We start from the raw sequence: 16271 nt of genomic DNA, 5'->3' as shown, positions 1-16271 counted from the left end.
GATTAACGTTCGCCGAGTTTGATCGGTTATTTACGCTGCAAAGGCTACCTGTGGAGTGGAAGATTTATTTAGCCCATGCTATTGATTTAATTACCAGAATATAGGTAATCAACAGGCTTAGAAAAACGTATCTTAATTTGCCCATTTCCGGGGGATGTACGGAAGCAAGTGGATAAAGTACATCTGCTATTGTGCGTTTTCGCTGCTTGGGGTGAAATCGGAGAATTTAAGTGCTGTTTATACAACTGCTTCCGCCGCAGGGTTCCATCGTCCATCAGCAAGTGTACAAAATCCAACTATTTCCGGTATCGTTACAGCGAGAAATAGTTGGATCATTTCCGGCAAACGCTAATAATTGATGAGGCTGACGGATAGAAAGGTGTTTTATCCCAGTCCGCATATTGATGCTCGATGCGGAAGCCCTGACGGGTTAATAAAGAATTCAGCGCATCCTGATCCGTAAACCGGCAAGAAATCCGTGAGGTTGTCCGCTTATTCCCCCAATCCCGAATAGTGACCCAATGCATAATCTGCCGGCTGGCATCGTAGCGTTGAGTGCCTGACACCTTGACGATATTCCCGTCCTTATCTATGAACGATCCCCACCCGGTCTCCTCTTCATCAGCTAACTCCGTGCCCTTGGGATTACGGGTCTCGAAGGCAACGATTCCGCCCGGCTGCAGATGCTTGTGAACGGTCGCGAGCAACCCGATCTGGTCTTGATCACTTAAGAATGCCTGAAAGGCATTCCCGGTCAAATAAATCATCGCAAACCGCTTGTCCGATTCAAAGGTCCGGGCATCACTTTCTATGAAAGTAACCGGCAACCCTTCCGCCTTCAGCCGCGCATGGGCCAGCATCACTGAAGAGATATCTACCCCCGTCATCTTAATGCCGGCTTTCGCCAGCTGGATTGTTGTTAAGCCTGTACCACAAGCCAGCTCCAGCACTTCCCCGGGATTCGATCTGGCAAGCTCAAGGTAGAACTGATATTTGTCCTCTTCACCGCCGAACTCAAGATCGTAATTTACCGGGTCTTGATATTCTTCAAGATTGTCATGTTCAATCAATGTCATTCCTCCAATTCTCCTCCGTCACTTTTCCCACCTTCAAGCTTCATCGTCACTGCGGTGAACATTTGGACTTCCGGCCGCTGTTGTCACCAGATTTCTTATACATATTTTATAGTTTTCCGGATCATCTGCCTGGTAATTAATAAATATAACCAATTCTTATCTACCCTACGGAGAGCCTTCCCTGAACCTGGCCGGAGTGACCCCATGGTAATTACGAAAGGTCTGGATAAAATAGGTCGAGCTTCTGTAGCCCAGCTTCTTATAGATATCGACGATCTTCATATTCGTTGTATTCAGCAGCTCAACGGCTTTGTCCATTCTCACCTGCGTGATGTAACGGATGAGACTCTGGCCCGTCTCCTTTTTGAACAAATAGCTTAGATAACTTGGGGTCAAATAGACCCTCTCCGCGATGCCTTCCAAAGAGAGATCCTGATCGTATTCCTTGTCGATTACATCTGTAATGGTCCGGATCAGCTTAAGATTGGCGGCCTTCTTAGGGCTCGCTCCGCTGACGGATTCCATGAGGGACAGGATCGCAAACATATGATCCTTCAGATCCTGAAGGGAAACGGTCTTATGAATTTGCTCCAAGTAATGATTCATCTCCGCAGTCTCACGGTTTTTCTCGCGCGTCACCACCTTTTTCATAATTTCCGAACAGATGAACTTGGTGTACAGGGACGAGAATTGCCCCTTGGTTCTCAGGTAGGTAAACAGCAGCTCTATACTGTATTTCGCACCGGTAAAATCGTTATACTCCAGACACTGGTAGACCTTATCCAGAATCGGATTCAATTCGATCTCGTCAAAGCCCGCTTGCTCAAAGGGTTCATCGGCAAATAGAAGGGTATACTCATCCATGAAAAATTTGAATTCCAGCATCTGCTCCATCTCGGTATAGGCATCATATAGCTGTTCCGGCTGATTCACCGCTCTCCCGATCACCAGACCCACATTCAGCTCCAGACTCCCGGCGGCGGCGCGGATAATCTGATCTCCAAGCATGCGCAGCGTCTCTTTGGGGACGGGGCGGGGGTGCTTGATGAACAGCATGCTTTGATGCTCGCTCAAGTTCACATAATCGAAGGCGTAGCTGAGGTTATCGTGTAACAGCCTAATGAATTCATCATTGTGAATATCAAAAAACTTCCGGCGGCAATCCACCAGAATCATATGCAGCCAATGCTTATGTTGGACATATTCCAGCAGTTCCGGGGACATCCATGCCTCCGTATTTATTTTCACGCCGTTTAGGGAGTCCAGCAGCATTTTTTCCTTCTCGTACAGAAGTCCCCGGTTATAGCCCTCCACCAGTTGTTCGTTCCGCATTTTCTCGGCCGCTTTGTCTTCACAGGCCTGGATCGCCTCGCTCACCACACTGAGAAACTCCGGGATATGAACCGGCTTCAGCAAATAATTCGATATGTTAGTCCGCAAGGCTCTTCTTGCATATTCAAACTCATGGTAAGCGCTGAAAATGATCATTTCGATATCCAGGCCCAGGCTGCTGACCTTCTCCGACAATTCCAGCCCGTCCATAAAGGGCATCTTGATATCCGTAATCAGAATATCAATCTTGTGCTTCTGTAGGATCTCCAGCGCAATCTCGCCATTCGCCGCAAGGAGTGTCTCCAGCTCCAGATGGTGCTCCTGTATCAATTGCTGAATGCCCTCTCTCTCAATGCGTTCGTCATCCACAATCAGAATACGGTACACAGCGCACGCCTCCCTTTTTTAACAAAAAAAAGGGCTCCTCTATAAAAGATTCAGCCCTTCTTATGCCCGCCGGAATTTATGTGGTTCTGAATGCAACCGTGCCTGCATTGGCACTGTGGCACAACTGAATAGCTTGTTCTGCCGTATCCGCTTCGCTTCCCCATTGCAGCATATACCGGAATTCGTAGAATCCCCCGAGGGTCGCCTTGAAGTTCGTCTCCCAGTAATTGGTCAGCACCCAGGCATATAACGAGGTATGACCGTTCTCTTCCTGTTGCCCCTGCACCAGTCTTGGGCCATATTCCAAAGGTCCGGTCTGCATCAGCGGCGTATCCGGGGTGGCAATGGACAGCCCGCCTTGAGGGGATATAACCGCAAGCCCTTCCTGAATACAATAGAAATCCGTACAGGTGCCCGGGATCTGATCTACTCCCGGCCTCAGGACAGCCCCGGCCTTCTCGAACCACAGCTCACTGCTGCCGCCTGCACTAAAGGGAAGGGCGACGTACACATTCTCCGGGTCCCACACACTATCCTTGTGGATACGGACGGAGACATCGACTCTCTTCCGGTCCTTGAACACCTTCAGGAATAACGAATAGTGGCTCATTCCTTGAACCTGATATTTCAGTTCAATGATGCCGTACACCGGGCCGTTCGTTATTTCCTTCACGCCTGAGAGGACACCCTCCGAACGCTGAACATTCATGCCTTTGCGGTTCCTGCCCATGATTCTCCGCACGGTCATCTGGTCGTCACCGCCGCCGGGGGTCACTTCATACACCGGTGTGAAGGCTCCGTGAGCCTGACGGGGATCAATGAATTCCCGGCTGGTTTGCTTATCGATCCAGGAGACGATGCCTTCTCCGGCTCTCCACGCAATACGTACATAAGGCGATTCAATATGATTCTCCGTGATGAACAGCCGGGGGCTCTCCTCCTGCACAGGAGGGAAGATATCCCGGATATCATGAATCCGGTCGGCTCCCCGCAAGCGGGTGCTGCTTGTCGTGACCGGGACGGTCTTCGAGGCTTCCCGGATACGGAACCGCTTCTCTTCCTTCGCGCCAAGCTTGACCAAGACTGCAATCTGGTATCCTCTGCTTACCTTCTCCTGCTGATGGTGGACCACTTCTCCGCTCTGCTCATCGACCACCTCGAGCCCCTGCCGGAAATAATCCGCTTCCCACTGCTCCTCCAGATAGAAATGAGCCAGATCCTCTACGGGGTAATCGAAGGAATTGATTACTTTATAGGTGAATGCCCGGTCTGCCCGCAGCAGCACATCGCCCCGCGCCTTCAGAACCGTATCCAGTGAGGCATGAACCCGTCTGCTGGCATTGGCAGCATACGCCTCTTTGCGGACGGCCAGCTCCTGCACCATGATGTGCCAGGGCTCCGAGATGGAGGAGTGATATCCCCAGGTATGCTCGGCATACATCATTAACTGCTGCTCTGCCTGGGCCATATCGCTTGACGCCGCCAGCTTGCGCTCCGGGTCCAGCCGCTTAACTACGTCCAGGGTCCGCTGGGCATTCCTGAAGATCTGGGTGTGCATCGCCGTTGAAGCCACGCCATCGGACCACCAGTCCGGCCAGTCCCCGCTATAGACAGGGATCTCGGCCTCCTGCTGCCGCAACAGCTCGAAGTACCGGTTAAGCGTTGTCATTTCAATCTCAACACGGTCCCCGTGCTTCTGATTCCATTCCTTGATGAAGGTCATGATTCCTGGATTCGGCGCCGAGTTATCCCGCAGCAGCCCCATGACATTCACCAATACGAAATCGTATGGATACTGCTCCTTCTCCAGCTGATCCAGATAGCGGGCAATCCGGGTCTCGGCCAGCTTCCAGTGATCTTTAGAGATTCCCCATATCGGGTCTTCGTCTTTGATGGTATAGGATAATGCCCCATCCGGATTGATCCCCAGATCATTCCCCATCATGTAATGCTCGCCGCTCCATACCAGCAGGCGGTTGCCTTTGGGTGTCTCCCAATAGAAGGGGAATTGCTTGCGTCCGATGGCAAACATCCCGTGATGCGTGTGGATACTGGACAGCAAATTCTCGACTCCTGCGTCTGCCAGAGCCTGTGCATAACCCCAGCTGTATCCGTTAATATCCGCGGTCATGGCCGACTTCACCTGAAGCCCCAGCGGCTGGGCGAATTGCCCTGCCCGTGCAAGCATACTGCTCAGCAGCTCGAAATTAATCAGCTCCGTCATATTCAAGTAGGTGCCCGATAACTCGATATCCCCGCGTCTGAGCGCAGCTGTAAATTGTTCCTTCTCTGCTTCCGTGGCTTCCTCCAGAAACTTCTCCACGGCCCAGAAGGTTTCGCAGGTCCATTTGAAGCCCGCCCATTCCTTACGCTCTTCCGTCTGAGCCGCCTCGCAGATCGCAATGGCCTGCCTGATAAAGTCCACGTGATATTGCTCGATTTTCTCTTGCCGCTCGGTGTAGCCAATATCCGTATGAGAATGATGAATCACATAAATCGTCCATTTCTTCTTGTTGTTCATGTTTGATTCTCCAATCAATTTGGCATTTTATTTTTACAGTTTTATTATATCCAGCAGGCCAAATGGAAGGATATCCTACTTTTTTTTGAATCATATCAGATTTTTGAGGCTTGAGTGATATCAGGCAGTCCCCACACTTCAAGCTCATAGATCCGCGCCTGAAAATCATTCTGGGCCGGATAAGTAATATATAATCTGATGTATCTGAACGAACAGCCGTCAGCCTCATGTGCGGTTAAGACAGACTCATTATTCCGTACAGCCGCTATCTGCTCCCATTGCTCTTTGTCGTCGCTGCCCTGAAGCTCATAATCCATCGTGATATAGCCGGGGGCAGGCGAATGCCTGATCACAAATCTCAGAAGATCTCTCTGCTTCAGCAGATCCAGCAGCAGCCAATGGACGGGCTGGGCGGTGTCCGAATGCCAGGAATCCGTGACCCAATTCTCCAGCCTGCCATTCACCGCCTGGCTGGCATGACAGACGGTCTCCGGGTCAAGGCTATACTCACTATCCGCCGATACCTCAGCACAGGCCGCATAATTCGTCCAAGCCTGTGCGGCATTGTGAGATTCCTGCTCCTTATGGTGATGGGCGAGCAGCTTACCGAGCAGAGAGAACAGCTCCGTATCCAGTTGTCTAATCTCCTCTGTAAGCTGAAGAATTCTATCCGGCGGCATCAGCTTCCGTCTCAGCGTATCCGCATGGAAGCTGGAGATCAGATGGTATCTGAATTTGATATATTGATCCCGGAACCCGCCGAATATCTGCCCCCATTCTTCATGAGCGGATAACCAGGGCAGCGCCTTCTCGAAGATATCAAACATGATGATCGCCGAGCCGTGATAACTCCTGCGCATGGTTTCAAATTCAACCGCAACGGCATTTGCGTCATGAAGCCCCTCCATAAGAGCGACATTGTCGTTGAACCGTTCCACGGCTTCTATTAAATGGCTGGAACGGTTCTTATAGCACTGTGCGAAATCCTCAACCAGCTCCAGATAGCTGTGAACCTCCGGTTCGCCTATTTTCGCTACGCTGAACAGCTTGTTATAACAATAATTCCTGATCTCCTTAAAAGAAGCATTGGATTTATTCCAGATATCCGCTATCATCTCCTCGGTCAGCTGCAGCTTGAAGAAAGGCTCCCCCTTCATCACATTCAAGGTTACCTCCTTGTTCAGCTGATTCTCCCGGATCACGATCAGCTCTCTGGCTGCATCATATTCCGTAATTAACACAGCATGATCATCAATGACCGTCCCGTATTGGCTCAAAAAAAACAGATCGTTATAGTTGGCAATCATCACGACCGGGCACTGCTGATCAATGTTCATACGAATGGCAGACAGCAGCCCAGCAGCATCCAGGACCTCAGTCACCTTAAGGGTCAAGCCGAGCTTGTTAAGAATGCTGCGTCTGGAGGCCACCCAGTCCCCGTCCGCTGCCTCTCCCCAATTCATCATGACGGAATACAGGAAGGTATAGTAGAAATAATTCTCATACTGATGACAGCCCGCAGCACCCGCCATAGGCAAATCCACACAATTGGAGTGCATGGTCCGGTAGCCCTCGCTGAAATAGTCCATCTCCAGGGCTACTAGCATACAAGATCCTGTGAATCAATATATTCTCTCCACTTCTGAAGACTGTACAGTTTATCTATATCGAGAAATTCCGGGCTTACCTCTATGGAGAAATGCTCTTCCAGGACCACTGCAAAATGAATAAACAACAAAGAATCCATGCCATAGCTTCGCAAATCCACGTCCATACCTGCATCCTTCATCCGGGAAGGACCGCCGGGCAGTTGAGCGAGCAGCTTACGCAGCTCCTGTTCTCTGTCATCCATAACTCACAGCCTCCCCGCCCGGTTTATCTTCCATGCCGGGCTGTTCAAGATGCTTCTTCCTGGCCATCTCATAGATGGCGTTCATAGTTGCCACTCGTTCATAGGATTCAGATAAGGGGATATTCTCTCTGGTGCCCCCAAGAACCTCTGCCAAGAACCGGAGCTGGTTCACATAGTAATTCTGCGGAGAGTAGACAAGCTTCTCTGTTGTTCCCTCTTCCGTATGCTCAACCTGAACAACGATCTTGTAATCCCCATAGCAAGGCTTGAAAAAGCCGCTGATCCTTACCCTGGCCCGCTCAAACTCCAGCCAGTGGGTGGCATTGTTCGGCATTTCAAAGGAACCCAGGAACTCTGCCTCGACGCCCCCTTCATATTGCAGCGCCGCATGAAAGGTCCAGTCGCATTGATTGATGCCGGAGAACGTCGAGTATCCGTCCAGTGTCTGCGGCGTTAGACCGATGACCTTTTGGATAAACTGCAGCCAATACGAGCATTCGTCGATGAAGCAGCCGCCGCCGTACTCCGGCTTGAACCGGTAATTATCCGCGCTGTAGTTGCTTTGCAGAATTTCAAAGGAGATCCGGGTTTTGATCTTCTTGAGCTTGCCGTAGGTTTCAGCTGCAATCATGTCCGTGATATCCTGCTGCCACGAATGATGCTGGACCATTAGCGCTTCAAGGACATGCACACCCTGCTCCTTGGCCCGTTCATTGATGAGCAGCACCTCATCGGCATGCAGGGCCATCGGTTTCTCAATCAAGACATGCTTGCCAGCCTCAATCGCCTTCAGCGTCCATTCCTTATGCAGGAAATTGGATAACGGGATATAGACCACATCAATGTCCGCCGACGCCAGCAGCCTGTCGTAGCTTTCAAAAACATGCGGAATCTCATGCTTCAGCGCATAAGCCTTCGATCTGTCCAAATCACGCGACGCCACACCATAAGTTACAAATGGATCAAGCTCCCTGACCGGGTTAATGATCGAGAATGGAGCGATTGTGGAGCAGCCCAAAATCCCTATACGATATGGCTTCTGAGTATTGTGAGTATTCATATCCTTACCTCCTGTGATCCCGGATAGCTAGCCGCCTGAGCTGTTGTAATTACGAATCGCTTTGGACCAGATCCATCTCGTGATGCCCAGCAGTAGAATGGGAGACAGAATGGCCCAGAGGAAGAGGCCCGGATGTAACCGGTCCAGCACGAATAAGGGTGAGAAGTTAGTAATCAATAGAACAGGGATAACAAATACCCCTATACGCTGAATCCATTTGGAGTAGATCATCATAGGCATGTTATTCAGCTCGAACAGGCCGTTGGAGATGTCATTGACCGCAGCAATCTGAATGAACCAGAACGATAATAACTGCGGGATCAGGAACAGGGTGTAGGTCACGAACAGACCCAGCACGAGGAAAAAGATGAACCCGCCTATTGAAGCGGCATCGGCCGGAAGCCCCAGTCTTCTCCAGCCCACCACAATCATGGTCACTCCTCCCAGTACATTCGGAATCGCCAGGCCAAAGTCAACATTCCGTAACGTCATCATAAATTGCAGGGATATCGGCTTCGTTAACAAAAGATCGAGTGACCCCGTTCTTACATGCTCCGGGATCTGCACGAAGTTGATGGCAAACAGTCCCCAATATAACCCCGTCATCAAGGTGTAGGTGCCAATAAACAGCAATATCGCATCAATGGGCACGCCATCCAGCGTCAAGCCGGCCTCATAGACAATAATCACATACAGGAATTTGGCGAACAGATAGGAGGTCTCCACCAGCAGGCCCATCAGGAAATTCACCCGATACTCCATTTGGGACATCAGGGAATTTTTGATGAACAAGCTGTATATGAAACCGTACTTCCGGAGTGATCTGAGCATCGGGTTCCCTTAACCCCCTACGGCAATATATTTCTTGATCGCCACTGTCCAAATATAGCGCGTAAGCAACAGAAGGAGTCCAATCCATAGCAGTTGCAGCTCGATCACATGCAGCGCCTGAAGCAGGGTCAGCTTGCCGTTGATTACATTCACCGGCATGTAGATCGTATACTTGAACGGCAGGTAGTCGAAGAAGGCCAGCCATGCCGCCCCAAAAATATCGAGCGGGAAGATCCCGCCGCTAAAAATCTGAATCAATAACGCTGTAACATGAAAAAAATAAGAAACATCGGTTAACCAGAAGGCAATCGCACTGACCGAGAAGGAGATCATGAAATTAAGCACAACCGCCAGTATAAGCACGACACCAAAAACCAGGATACGCGATACGCTGATTGGCGCCTTGAAGTAATAAACCATGAACAGTACCACGCCCAGCAGCATGATTAACGTAATGGCAAATGAGAGGACCTTCCCGCCAAGGTAGACACATATTTTATAAGGAAAATAACCGATCGGCCGCACCAGATATTTATTGAGCCCCCCGCTCTTGATATCATGGTTAATGTCATATTCCAGACCCGTAGCCACCAGCCGCGAGATCAGGGCAGCTACGATGGTATAGACGATCATCTGGCGGTAGGTATAGCCATATAAGTTCATATTGGAGGCATGGCTATAGACCGCCTTCCACAGGAAGAGCTGGATGAAGATCGGGAAAAAGAGACTGGCAAAGCCCATGAAAAAGTTGAAGCGGTACTCCATGGAGTTCTGGATTCCCAGCGAAAAGCTGACGGCAAATTTATTGTTCATCCCTGCGGCTCCGGTTGTTCATATAAACGTGCAATGGCTTCCTCCAGGGGAATATCCTCCAGATTGAGGTCAATGACGGGAAAGTGATCCATGGCCATTCTGGAATACTCCTTGAACTTCGTACGCTCCACTTCGAGAATAACCTCATGTCCGCTATATTCTTTGATAGAACCCATAACGGCCAGATCCTTCCGCTCGACGATGGCCGAGAAGGTCAGCTTCATCCGTTTTTTCTCATTCATGACCTCGTTGATCTTGCGGATCTCCCCGTCATACACCAGCTTGCCCTGATTGATCACGATAGTCCGCTTACACAGGTCTTCAATATCCTTCATATAGTGGCTCGTAAGCAGCAGGGTTGTGCGGAACTCATGATTATAAGCCTTGAGGAACTCGCGGATGTTCTTCTGGGACACCAGATCCAGGCCAATCGTCGGCTCATCCAGAAAAATAATCCGGGGCCGGTGCAGCAACGCAGCGATCAGCTCCATCTTCATCCGCTCACCCAGGGACAGTCTTCGGACCTGCACATGCAGCAGGTGCCTGACATCCATTAGTGTCACTAACTCGTCAAGTGTATCCTTATACTTCTGATCACCGATTTCATAGATACATTTGTTTAAATACAGGGAATCGCTTGCCGGCAGATCCAGCCACAGCTGGTTTTTCTGGCCCATGACAATGGAAAATTGCTTCTTGAAGTCATTTTTCCTGTCCCAGGGCGTGTAGCCCAGCACCTCCGCACTGCCGCCACTCGGATACAGGATGCCGGAGAGCATTTTCAAAGTGGTGGTTTTGCCTGCTCCGTTCGGACCCAGAAACGCGACCATCTCGCCTTCGTTAATATCAAACGAGACCTTGTTCACAGCATCCTTGGTTAATTTCTCCCTGTGGAACAGATTCTTGACGGAATTTCGGATTCCCGTTTCTTTTTTGTAGTAGTCAAAGGACTTGCTCAATTGATCTACATGAATGACCATACCGGCATCCCTACTTTGCAATGGTTATCAATCTGATGAACGGGCTGTACCTCCGGACATGCTCCGGCTGCAGGCCAAAGATATTCTGTGCCGTAAGCTCCGCAGCGCTATCCAGCTCCACAAGCTCCTCTGCGGCCAGTTGAAAGAGCTGATACTGATACTGCTGCAAAAACCGGAACAGATCACTGATCGAATTTCCGAACCGTAAAGCCAGAACCTCCGTCGCTTCCAGCATGAGCAGGGGCTTCTCATGATGCTGCTGCAAATACTGTTCCATTCCCTTGAATGCTTTTAATTCGCCGCCTTCAATGTCGGCTTTGATCAAGTCAATATGGCTGATCTGCTGCTGCTCAATGTACGTATCCAGCGTCTGCACCCGGCAACGGTAGGTCTTATGCTGTAAGGCCGGGTCAATGATTAACGCAGCATCCTCAGATCCGCTTCGTACAGGCAGATAGATCTCTGCTTCCCCGTTATAGTCAGACAGCGCAACCTGATTGAGAATTACATTCTGCAGGTTGTTTAATTGAATGTTTCTTGCCAGTTCAGCGAAGGTGGGGCTTACCGGCTCGAAGCTATGAACTCTGCCGCTCTGCCCTACCGCTTGTGCGAATAGCGTGGAATACCACCCATAATTCGCCCCGATATCCAGTACTTCAAATCCTTCACGGATCAGTACGGACAATAACCGGCTCTCCCCGCGCTCCACAAACCCATCCCGCATGAGAAAACCAAGACTGTTCAAGTGCCCGGTATCCCACACAAACCGTCTCCCGTCCGTCAGCCTGATCCGGGTCTCCGCTTGATGAATTTCAATCTGCTCGACCTGCTCTTTAAGCGCCCGTCTAAGCAATTGGACTGCCTCGACCCTCTTCTCCCAGAACATCCGCTGGATCTGCTCGTACCTGGTTTCTTCCGGCATCATCGTCCTCCTGTTGCATAGGAATGTAAATAAGCCAGCTCATCCTCGGCAATCTGCTTCAGCTGCTTCACGGTAGCCGTTACCCCTCTGTCCAAGCTGATCGTCATCTTCATAAAGCTCACTTCAAGCTTCCTCCAGGCCGAGCCAAGGTGAGCGACATCCATGGTGCTGCAGGTGCTGAAATGCCTTAACCGCGATAGGGCAATCGTGCGGATGCAGCCGAACTGTTGTTTGAACACCGGATGATCCATTACATTCTCCGGCCCCCTATAAGCTCCAACATCCATGATCAGTTCCGAAATCCGGGCAAAAGTGACGGGGAGCAGCTCTGTATAGGGCTGTGTAGTTAAGTAAGGCCGGATAGCGTTTAGATCAGGCTTCAGGCTGAGGGGCGGGCTAATTTCCATAACCGGTTCGCTGAAGGTGCGCCATGCCTGCTCCACGCAAGTCCGGTCGGCCAATAGGCTTGTTGCAAAATAAGGATCTGTAACTCTCAGGCTCTGATCGTCTGCCGCTTCAGCCAGCACATAATGCAGCATATGGCCCTTCCCGTAAAATTCCTTCATATAAGGCACATAATAGGCGTCCACCGGCAGCAGATACACCCGTCCGCGATCCACCGAGTCTAAACGGCAAGGCTTCCCTTCAACCCCATAAGCGTGCCGGATGAAGCTGAACAGCTCCTTCACCGGCACCGTACTGTCGAACCAGTCATAGCCTGCATAATAATAATTAATGGTGAAATTATACCTGTACAGCGGATTCAGATCAGCATGATGAACTGACAGCCACAATGTAACCGCATTCAACAAACAATCATAGGGGCCAAAGGGAACCGTCCAATCCGTCAGTTTGCGGCTCACAGCGGAATTCTTCGGGATAGCCTCCATTCTTATTTTCCGTGAAGATAGAGCAGAATACACTTGGAGCATACCGGCATCAGGCCGCATTTCAGGGTTTCCCGGACCCTTTCGAAATTATCGCCGTCCCAAATATCCTTAAGATCCTGATCCCCCAGATTCCCCAGGGAGAACTCCGGAAACAACTTGCAGGCACTGACTTCACCGTCAGCCAGCACATCCAGTCTGGTGCGGATCGACAGGCATTGCGTTTTATTCTGGGCAGGCTTCTCTGAACCGAGTACAAAGTCGCGTACCTCATGTAGTTCAAGCGCTGGCTGATAACGTGTTCGTAAGTTCCAGGTTCGCTGGTTAATCCTCTCCATCTGCGCAAGCAGCGGATCAATCCTGTCAGGCGAGATTCGATATTTGAACGAATGCCAGCTATTGCGGTGCCCCTCCTCCAGATCATCCGCCAGCCACTTGAAATGCTCGTTGAAATAGCGGTCCATATTGCTCGATACCTCATCCGGCAAATACCACGGGAAGGTAATATACACCGAGTCAATTCCTTTATTCTCAAAAAACTCCACAAAATCATACAGCTTATCAATCATGACATCGCTAATGGTCAGATGGATGGAGATTTTCCCCTGGTAGATGCCCTCCTTCTCCAGCTCCAGCAGCTTATCAATGCCCGCCATCACCTTCTTGAAGGTGCCCTTTCCCCGGATCGCATCATTCTCTGCTTCGAAGCCTTCCAGGCTGATCAGACAGACCAGACTTTTGGACATTTTGAGGATGGAATCCAGCTTCTCGATGATTTGAATGCCGTTGGTGCATAACACCGTCCATCTGGGGTCCTGTTCCAGCAGGTCGGCCAGCTCATTGAACCGGCTGTAGTACAGAGGTTCTCCTCCCCAAAGGAACATATTGGCGTTCGTTTCTTTGGTTTGCCGGAACACTTTTTCAATCACAGCGAAATCAAGCTCTTCCCGTTGCTCGGCTCTGCCCAAATCCCGGTGATACCCCTCAGCGTTCCATTCAAAGCAATGCTTGCAGCGCAGATTACAGCCATTGGTTAATTTAAGCCCGACCTCGACCGGAAGATTCGTCGAATACGCAGGATTGAGATGAACCTGTTTGTGCGTGACCGACATATGCTTAATGGTTTTTTTCAGGCGCTCAAAGGAATCCCGGTCCAGAACTACGGATGTTTGTGGCTGTCTCATCAAAACACCTCCCGTAATGTAATACTTGAGTTTTATAGCTTCTCAGGTTCTCACTGCATGCCTCCAATACTTCAAGCGGACAACCCATCCTCATCCAGTGCTCATACCTTATGCCAAAACCCAGCCGCTCCCATAGCTCCGCGTTGCGGGCTTCATGCTCACCCAGCGGCTCCAGGAAAATAACCGGCGTGAAGGATTCCAGCGAATCCAGCAGGGTTCCTCCCCCCGGCTTGCTGATAATCCCCTTCGAGTTACAGATCAGCTGATAGAAGCTATGCTTCACCCCGGTATCCTCGTTAAAGGAATTATTGATCACTTCACCGAACGGCGGCAGGGTATATTCATGCTCTTCGTTCTTCATCCAGGGTGACCAGCCCGGCCTCACCATGTAATAACGGTGGCCGGCTCCATAAGCCTGATCATCCGCCAGCTCATGAATGACGATGTTCAAATCCAGGGAGTGATTCAGCTCTGCTGCCGTCTCCTTGTAGGTCCCCATTCCCCAGCCGCCGCCATGGATGACGAACCGGTGGTCACGTTCCTTATAGTCCTTCGGGGCAGCATGACCCATGGAAATACTGTAATTCACCCGCCCAGACGCCCCGTCAAAAAACCAGACATCGTTCACCGTAAACAGATCATTCCGGATATTGTTGGAATACAGCTTCCACGATGGAGATATGACCGCATCCATATGAACCAGCTCGACATGCACATCCTTGCGGTAACTCTTCGCGTACTCTTCCAGAACGGGCATCCAGAATCCCGAGAAAACCATAAACACCCTCCGGTTCTCTTCCGCCCACTTGCCTAAAAGCTGGGCTACCAGCTGGGGGTCCAGATTCGGTGTGATATCCCTGATCATTCTGTGACCCAGCTTGGCTACTTCAAATCTCGTAGAGAAAACCTTTTTATTTTCGGTTAATTTCAGTCTTGTTTCGGGCGGATACAGGCTCTCCAGCACTTCCAGATCGGCCTCATATGACCTGCTTAGCTCGTCACGTAACAGGACTGCGGGCGTATAGACTCCCAATGCGACAGATGAGCATAAAATGGTAATCATTTGTCAGCTCCCTCTTTTTACGATCAAGACTGGTCAGTTATAAACCTTAATGGTTAGAGACTTCAAGACGTCCTTCACCCGCCGGATTAGCGTGAATGCTTCACTCACATCAGAGGCATAGGGAGCAGCTACATAAAGCTTCCCCTTCCTCCATTCAGACTCCGCGTCAGCAAATGCGGTATTGCCGGAGCCGAACAGCGTGTTTGCACCCAGCGGTATAATTCCTTGCCTGTTCTCTTGCGTAAACAACAATCCGTTGGCTTGGAGAACCTCCAGTACGTGCAGCATGGTCACTTCCGCAGCGCAGCCTGCCGGGATAAAGGTCAAAAAGCTGAACAAGGAATACTGCTGTAAATCGTTATTGAGATGATGGTTAATCAGCCCCATGGACTTTCTGGCATTAATCTCAACGATGGGCACCAGCTCACCGCTTGCCAGCAGCATGGAATCTATACATACCTCGCCGTGATAGCCTGCCATGAACAAGTCCTTGCAGGCATCTTCCATAATGCTGAAATAATCCTTGTCCCGGAGCGTCCGGGTAAACCCGGAACCGGCAGGATAGGAGCCTGCATAAGAGAAGGCTTCATTCACCATTCGTTGAACAGACAACAATTCCGCTTCCCCCTGCTCTGTTATGAACAGCTGACAGGAGAAATCCTCCGTTTTATCAAGCAGGGGTTCGATAATGAACTGTGTTTGTTTGCCTCTATTCTCTTGCTCTTGCAGATAGGCGGCAATTCTTCTCAGCATTCTCTCGCTTGAAATTAACATATTGCCTTTGCCTGAGACACCCAGCGGGTCCTTCACCAGCACTTGTCCGGTCCGTAGCAGCTGAAGGCCGTAGGTCAGCAGTTCCTCAGCACTTTCCGCTATCGAGGAACTATTGCGAATGCCCAATCTTTGTCTTAGTTCATGAGAATAGGTCTTTGAATTTACTGCTCGAACTGTATCTAAGGAGGGAAAATGATTACCAAAACTGAACCTGCGTACTACCTCATTGGCATCAGAAAGAATAGAATAGGGAGAGATTATAGCATCTTGCGGGAGTAGCTGCTGGTAGTAGCCTGCATCAGCCATTAGAAGATCAAACACATGCAGCCTGTAGTCCTCCGCATGAACGGGATTTCTGCAATGAATAGGGGTGAAGGTATAGCCGAGCCGCGATAAATAGCTTCTAAGATGCTCGTCCATGGGCTGCCGGGTGAACAGAATATCCTGCTCCTTGCATAACGGAAACAACAATTCATCCATGCCCATCGTCACAGCTTGGCTGCTGTTCATAGAAGGAAGCATAGATCCATGCGGACTCCGCCACCACGCCTCGGAATCAAAGGTGCCTAGAACCACGGTTGACTTCATC

14 protein-coding genes are annotated in these 16271 nt (G+C 50.3%); all 14 read right to left on the bottom strand.

Features of this window, described 5'->3' with window-relative positions; all coding sequences use genetic code 11:
* Positions 1 to 332 precede the first annotated feature (332 nt).
* Positions 333 to 1076 (bottom strand): class I SAM-dependent methyltransferase, encoded by a 744-nt coding sequence (locus tag HQN87_RS25740; protein WP_254075673.1) that lies wholly within the window; start codon positions 1074 to 1076, stop codon positions 333 to 335.
* Between the two features lie 165 nt (positions 1077 to 1241).
* On the bottom strand, positions 1242 to 2795 hold the full coding sequence (locus HQN87_RS25735) for a response regulator (RefSeq protein ID WP_173139142.1): 1554 nt from the start codon (positions 2793 to 2795) through the stop codon (positions 1242 to 1244).
* A gap of 76 nt (positions 2796 to 2871) precedes the next feature.
* Positions 2872 to 5316 carry a glycoside hydrolase family 38 N-terminal domain-containing protein gene (locus HQN87_RS25730; RefSeq protein ID WP_173139140.1) on the bottom strand — a complete coding sequence of 815 codons (2445 nt, stop codon included), beginning with the start codon at positions 5314 to 5316 and terminating at the stop codon, positions 2872 to 2874.
* Positions 5317 to 5411: 95 nt separating this feature from the next.
* Entirely contained in the window at positions 5412 to 6923 is a 1512-nt protein-coding gene (locus tag HQN87_RS25725) for a discoidin domain-containing protein (RefSeq protein WP_173139138.1), read from the bottom strand.
* On the bottom strand, positions 6917 to 7168 hold the full coding sequence (locus HQN87_RS25720; protein WP_173139136.1) for an acyl carrier protein: 252 nt from the start codon (positions 7166 to 7168) through the stop codon (positions 6917 to 6919). Before HQN87_RS25720 ends, HQN87_RS25725 begins: the two co-directional genes overlap by 7 nt.
* Positions 7161 to 8228 carry a Gfo/Idh/MocA family protein gene (locus tag HQN87_RS25715; RefSeq protein WP_173139134.1) on the bottom strand — a complete coding sequence of 356 codons (1068 nt, stop codon included), beginning with the start codon at positions 8226 to 8228 and terminating at the stop codon, positions 7161 to 7163. The genes HQN87_RS25720 and HQN87_RS25715 overlap by 8 nt, the downstream gene beginning before the upstream one ends.
* A 27-nt stretch (positions 8229 to 8255) precedes the next feature.
* A complete protein-coding gene (locus HQN87_RS25710; protein WP_254075672.1) occupies positions 8256 to 8999 on the bottom strand; it encodes an ABC transporter permease in 744 nt (247 codons plus the stop codon).
* Between the two features lie 69 nt (positions 9000 to 9068).
* The gene (locus HQN87_RS25705) at positions 9069 to 9872 is read right to left on the bottom strand and encodes an ABC transporter permease (protein WP_173139130.1); all 804 of its coding nucleotides are present in this window, start codon (positions 9870 to 9872) and stop codon (positions 9069 to 9071) included.
* A complete protein-coding gene (locus HQN87_RS25700; RefSeq protein ID WP_173139128.1) occupies positions 9869 to 10852 on the bottom strand; it encodes an ABC transporter ATP-binding protein in 984 nt (327 codons plus the stop codon). Before HQN87_RS25700 ends, HQN87_RS25705 begins: the two co-directional genes overlap by 4 nt.
* A 10-nt stretch (positions 10853 to 10862) precedes the next feature.
* Positions 10863 to 11774, bottom strand: coding sequence for an FkbM family methyltransferase (locus HQN87_RS25695; RefSeq protein WP_173139120.1), 912 nt, complete (start codon positions 11772 to 11774; stop codon positions 10863 to 10865).
* Positions 11774 to 12637: a hypothetical protein gene (locus HQN87_RS25690; protein ID WP_173139118.1), complete on the bottom strand. Its 864-nt coding sequence runs from the start codon at positions 12635 to 12637 to the stop codon at positions 11774 to 11776. Before HQN87_RS25690 ends, HQN87_RS25695 begins: the two co-directional genes overlap by 1 nt.
* 29 nt (positions 12638 to 12666) lie before the next feature.
* Complete coding sequence (locus HQN87_RS25685; protein WP_173139116.1) at positions 12667 to 13845, bottom strand: radical SAM protein; 1179 nt, start codon at positions 13843 to 13845, stop codon at positions 12667 to 12669.
* Positions 13799 to 14908 carry a hypothetical protein gene (locus tag HQN87_RS25680; RefSeq protein WP_173139114.1) on the bottom strand — a complete coding sequence of 370 codons (1110 nt, stop codon included), beginning with the start codon at positions 14906 to 14908 and terminating at the stop codon, positions 13799 to 13801. The genes HQN87_RS25685 and HQN87_RS25680 overlap by 47 nt, the downstream gene beginning before the upstream one ends.
* Positions 14909 to 14941: 33 nt before the next feature.
* Positions 14942 to 16270 (bottom strand): ATP-grasp domain-containing protein, encoded by a 1329-nt coding sequence (locus HQN87_RS25675; protein WP_173139112.1) that lies wholly within the window; start codon positions 16268 to 16270, stop codon positions 14942 to 14944.
* Position 16271 lies beyond the last annotated feature (1 nt).

The organism is Paenibacillus tritici, assembly GCF_013204885.1.
Taxonomy (GTDB): Bacteria; Bacillota; Bacilli; order Paenibacillales; family Paenibacillaceae; genus Paenibacillus_AQ; species Paenibacillus_AQ tritici.
The sequence above is the reverse complement of the archived record's forward strand: the minus strand, read 5'-3'. Positions and strand labels throughout refer to the sequence as shown.

Bases quoted from the DNA above. Each gene is read 5' to 3' on its own strand.
- HQN87_RS25740 (WP_254075673.1), bottom strand. From the start codon at position 1,076: ATGACATTGATTGAACATGACAATCTTGAAGAATATCAAGACCCGGTA.
- HQN87_RS25730 (WP_173139140.1), bottom strand. From the start codon at position 5,316: ATGAACAACAAGAAGAAATGGACGATTTATGTGATTCATCATTCTCAT.
- HQN87_RS25725 (WP_173139138.1), bottom strand. From the start codon at position 6,923: ATGCTAGTAGCCCTGGAGATGGACTATTTCAGCGAGGGCTACCGGACC.
- HQN87_RS25720 (WP_173139136.1), bottom strand. From the start codon at position 7,168: ATGGATGACAGAGAACAGGAGCTGCGTAAGCTGCTCGCTCAACTGCCC.
- HQN87_RS25715 (WP_173139134.1), bottom strand. From the start codon at position 8,228: ATGAATACTCACAATACTCAGAAGCCATATCGTATAGGGATTTTGGGC.
- HQN87_RS25710 (WP_254075672.1), bottom strand. From the start codon at position 8,999: ATGTCCCAAATGGAGTATCGGGTGAATTTCCTGATGGGCCTGCTGGTG.
- HQN87_RS25705 (WP_173139130.1), bottom strand. From the start codon at position 9,872: ATGAACAATAAATTTGCCGTCAGCTTTTCGCTGGGAATCCAGAACTCC.
- HQN87_RS25700 (WP_173139128.1), bottom strand. From the start codon at position 10,852: ATGGTCATTCATGTAGATCAATTGAGCAAGTCCTTTGACTACTACAAA.
- HQN87_RS25695 (WP_173139120.1), bottom strand. From the start codon at position 11,774: ATGCCGGAAGAAACCAGGTACGAGCAGATCCAGCGGATGTTCTGGGAG.
- HQN87_RS25685 (WP_173139116.1), bottom strand. From the start codon at position 13,845: ATGAGACAGCCACAAACATCCGTAGTTCTGGACCGGGATTCCTTTGAG.
- HQN87_RS25680 (WP_173139114.1), bottom strand. From the start codon at position 14,908: ATGATTACCATTTTATGCTCATCTGTCGCATTGGGAGTCTATACGCCC.
- HQN87_RS25675 (WP_173139112.1), bottom strand. From the start codon at position 16,270: ATGAAGTCAACCGTGGTTCTAGGCACCTTTGATTCCGAGGCGTGGTGG.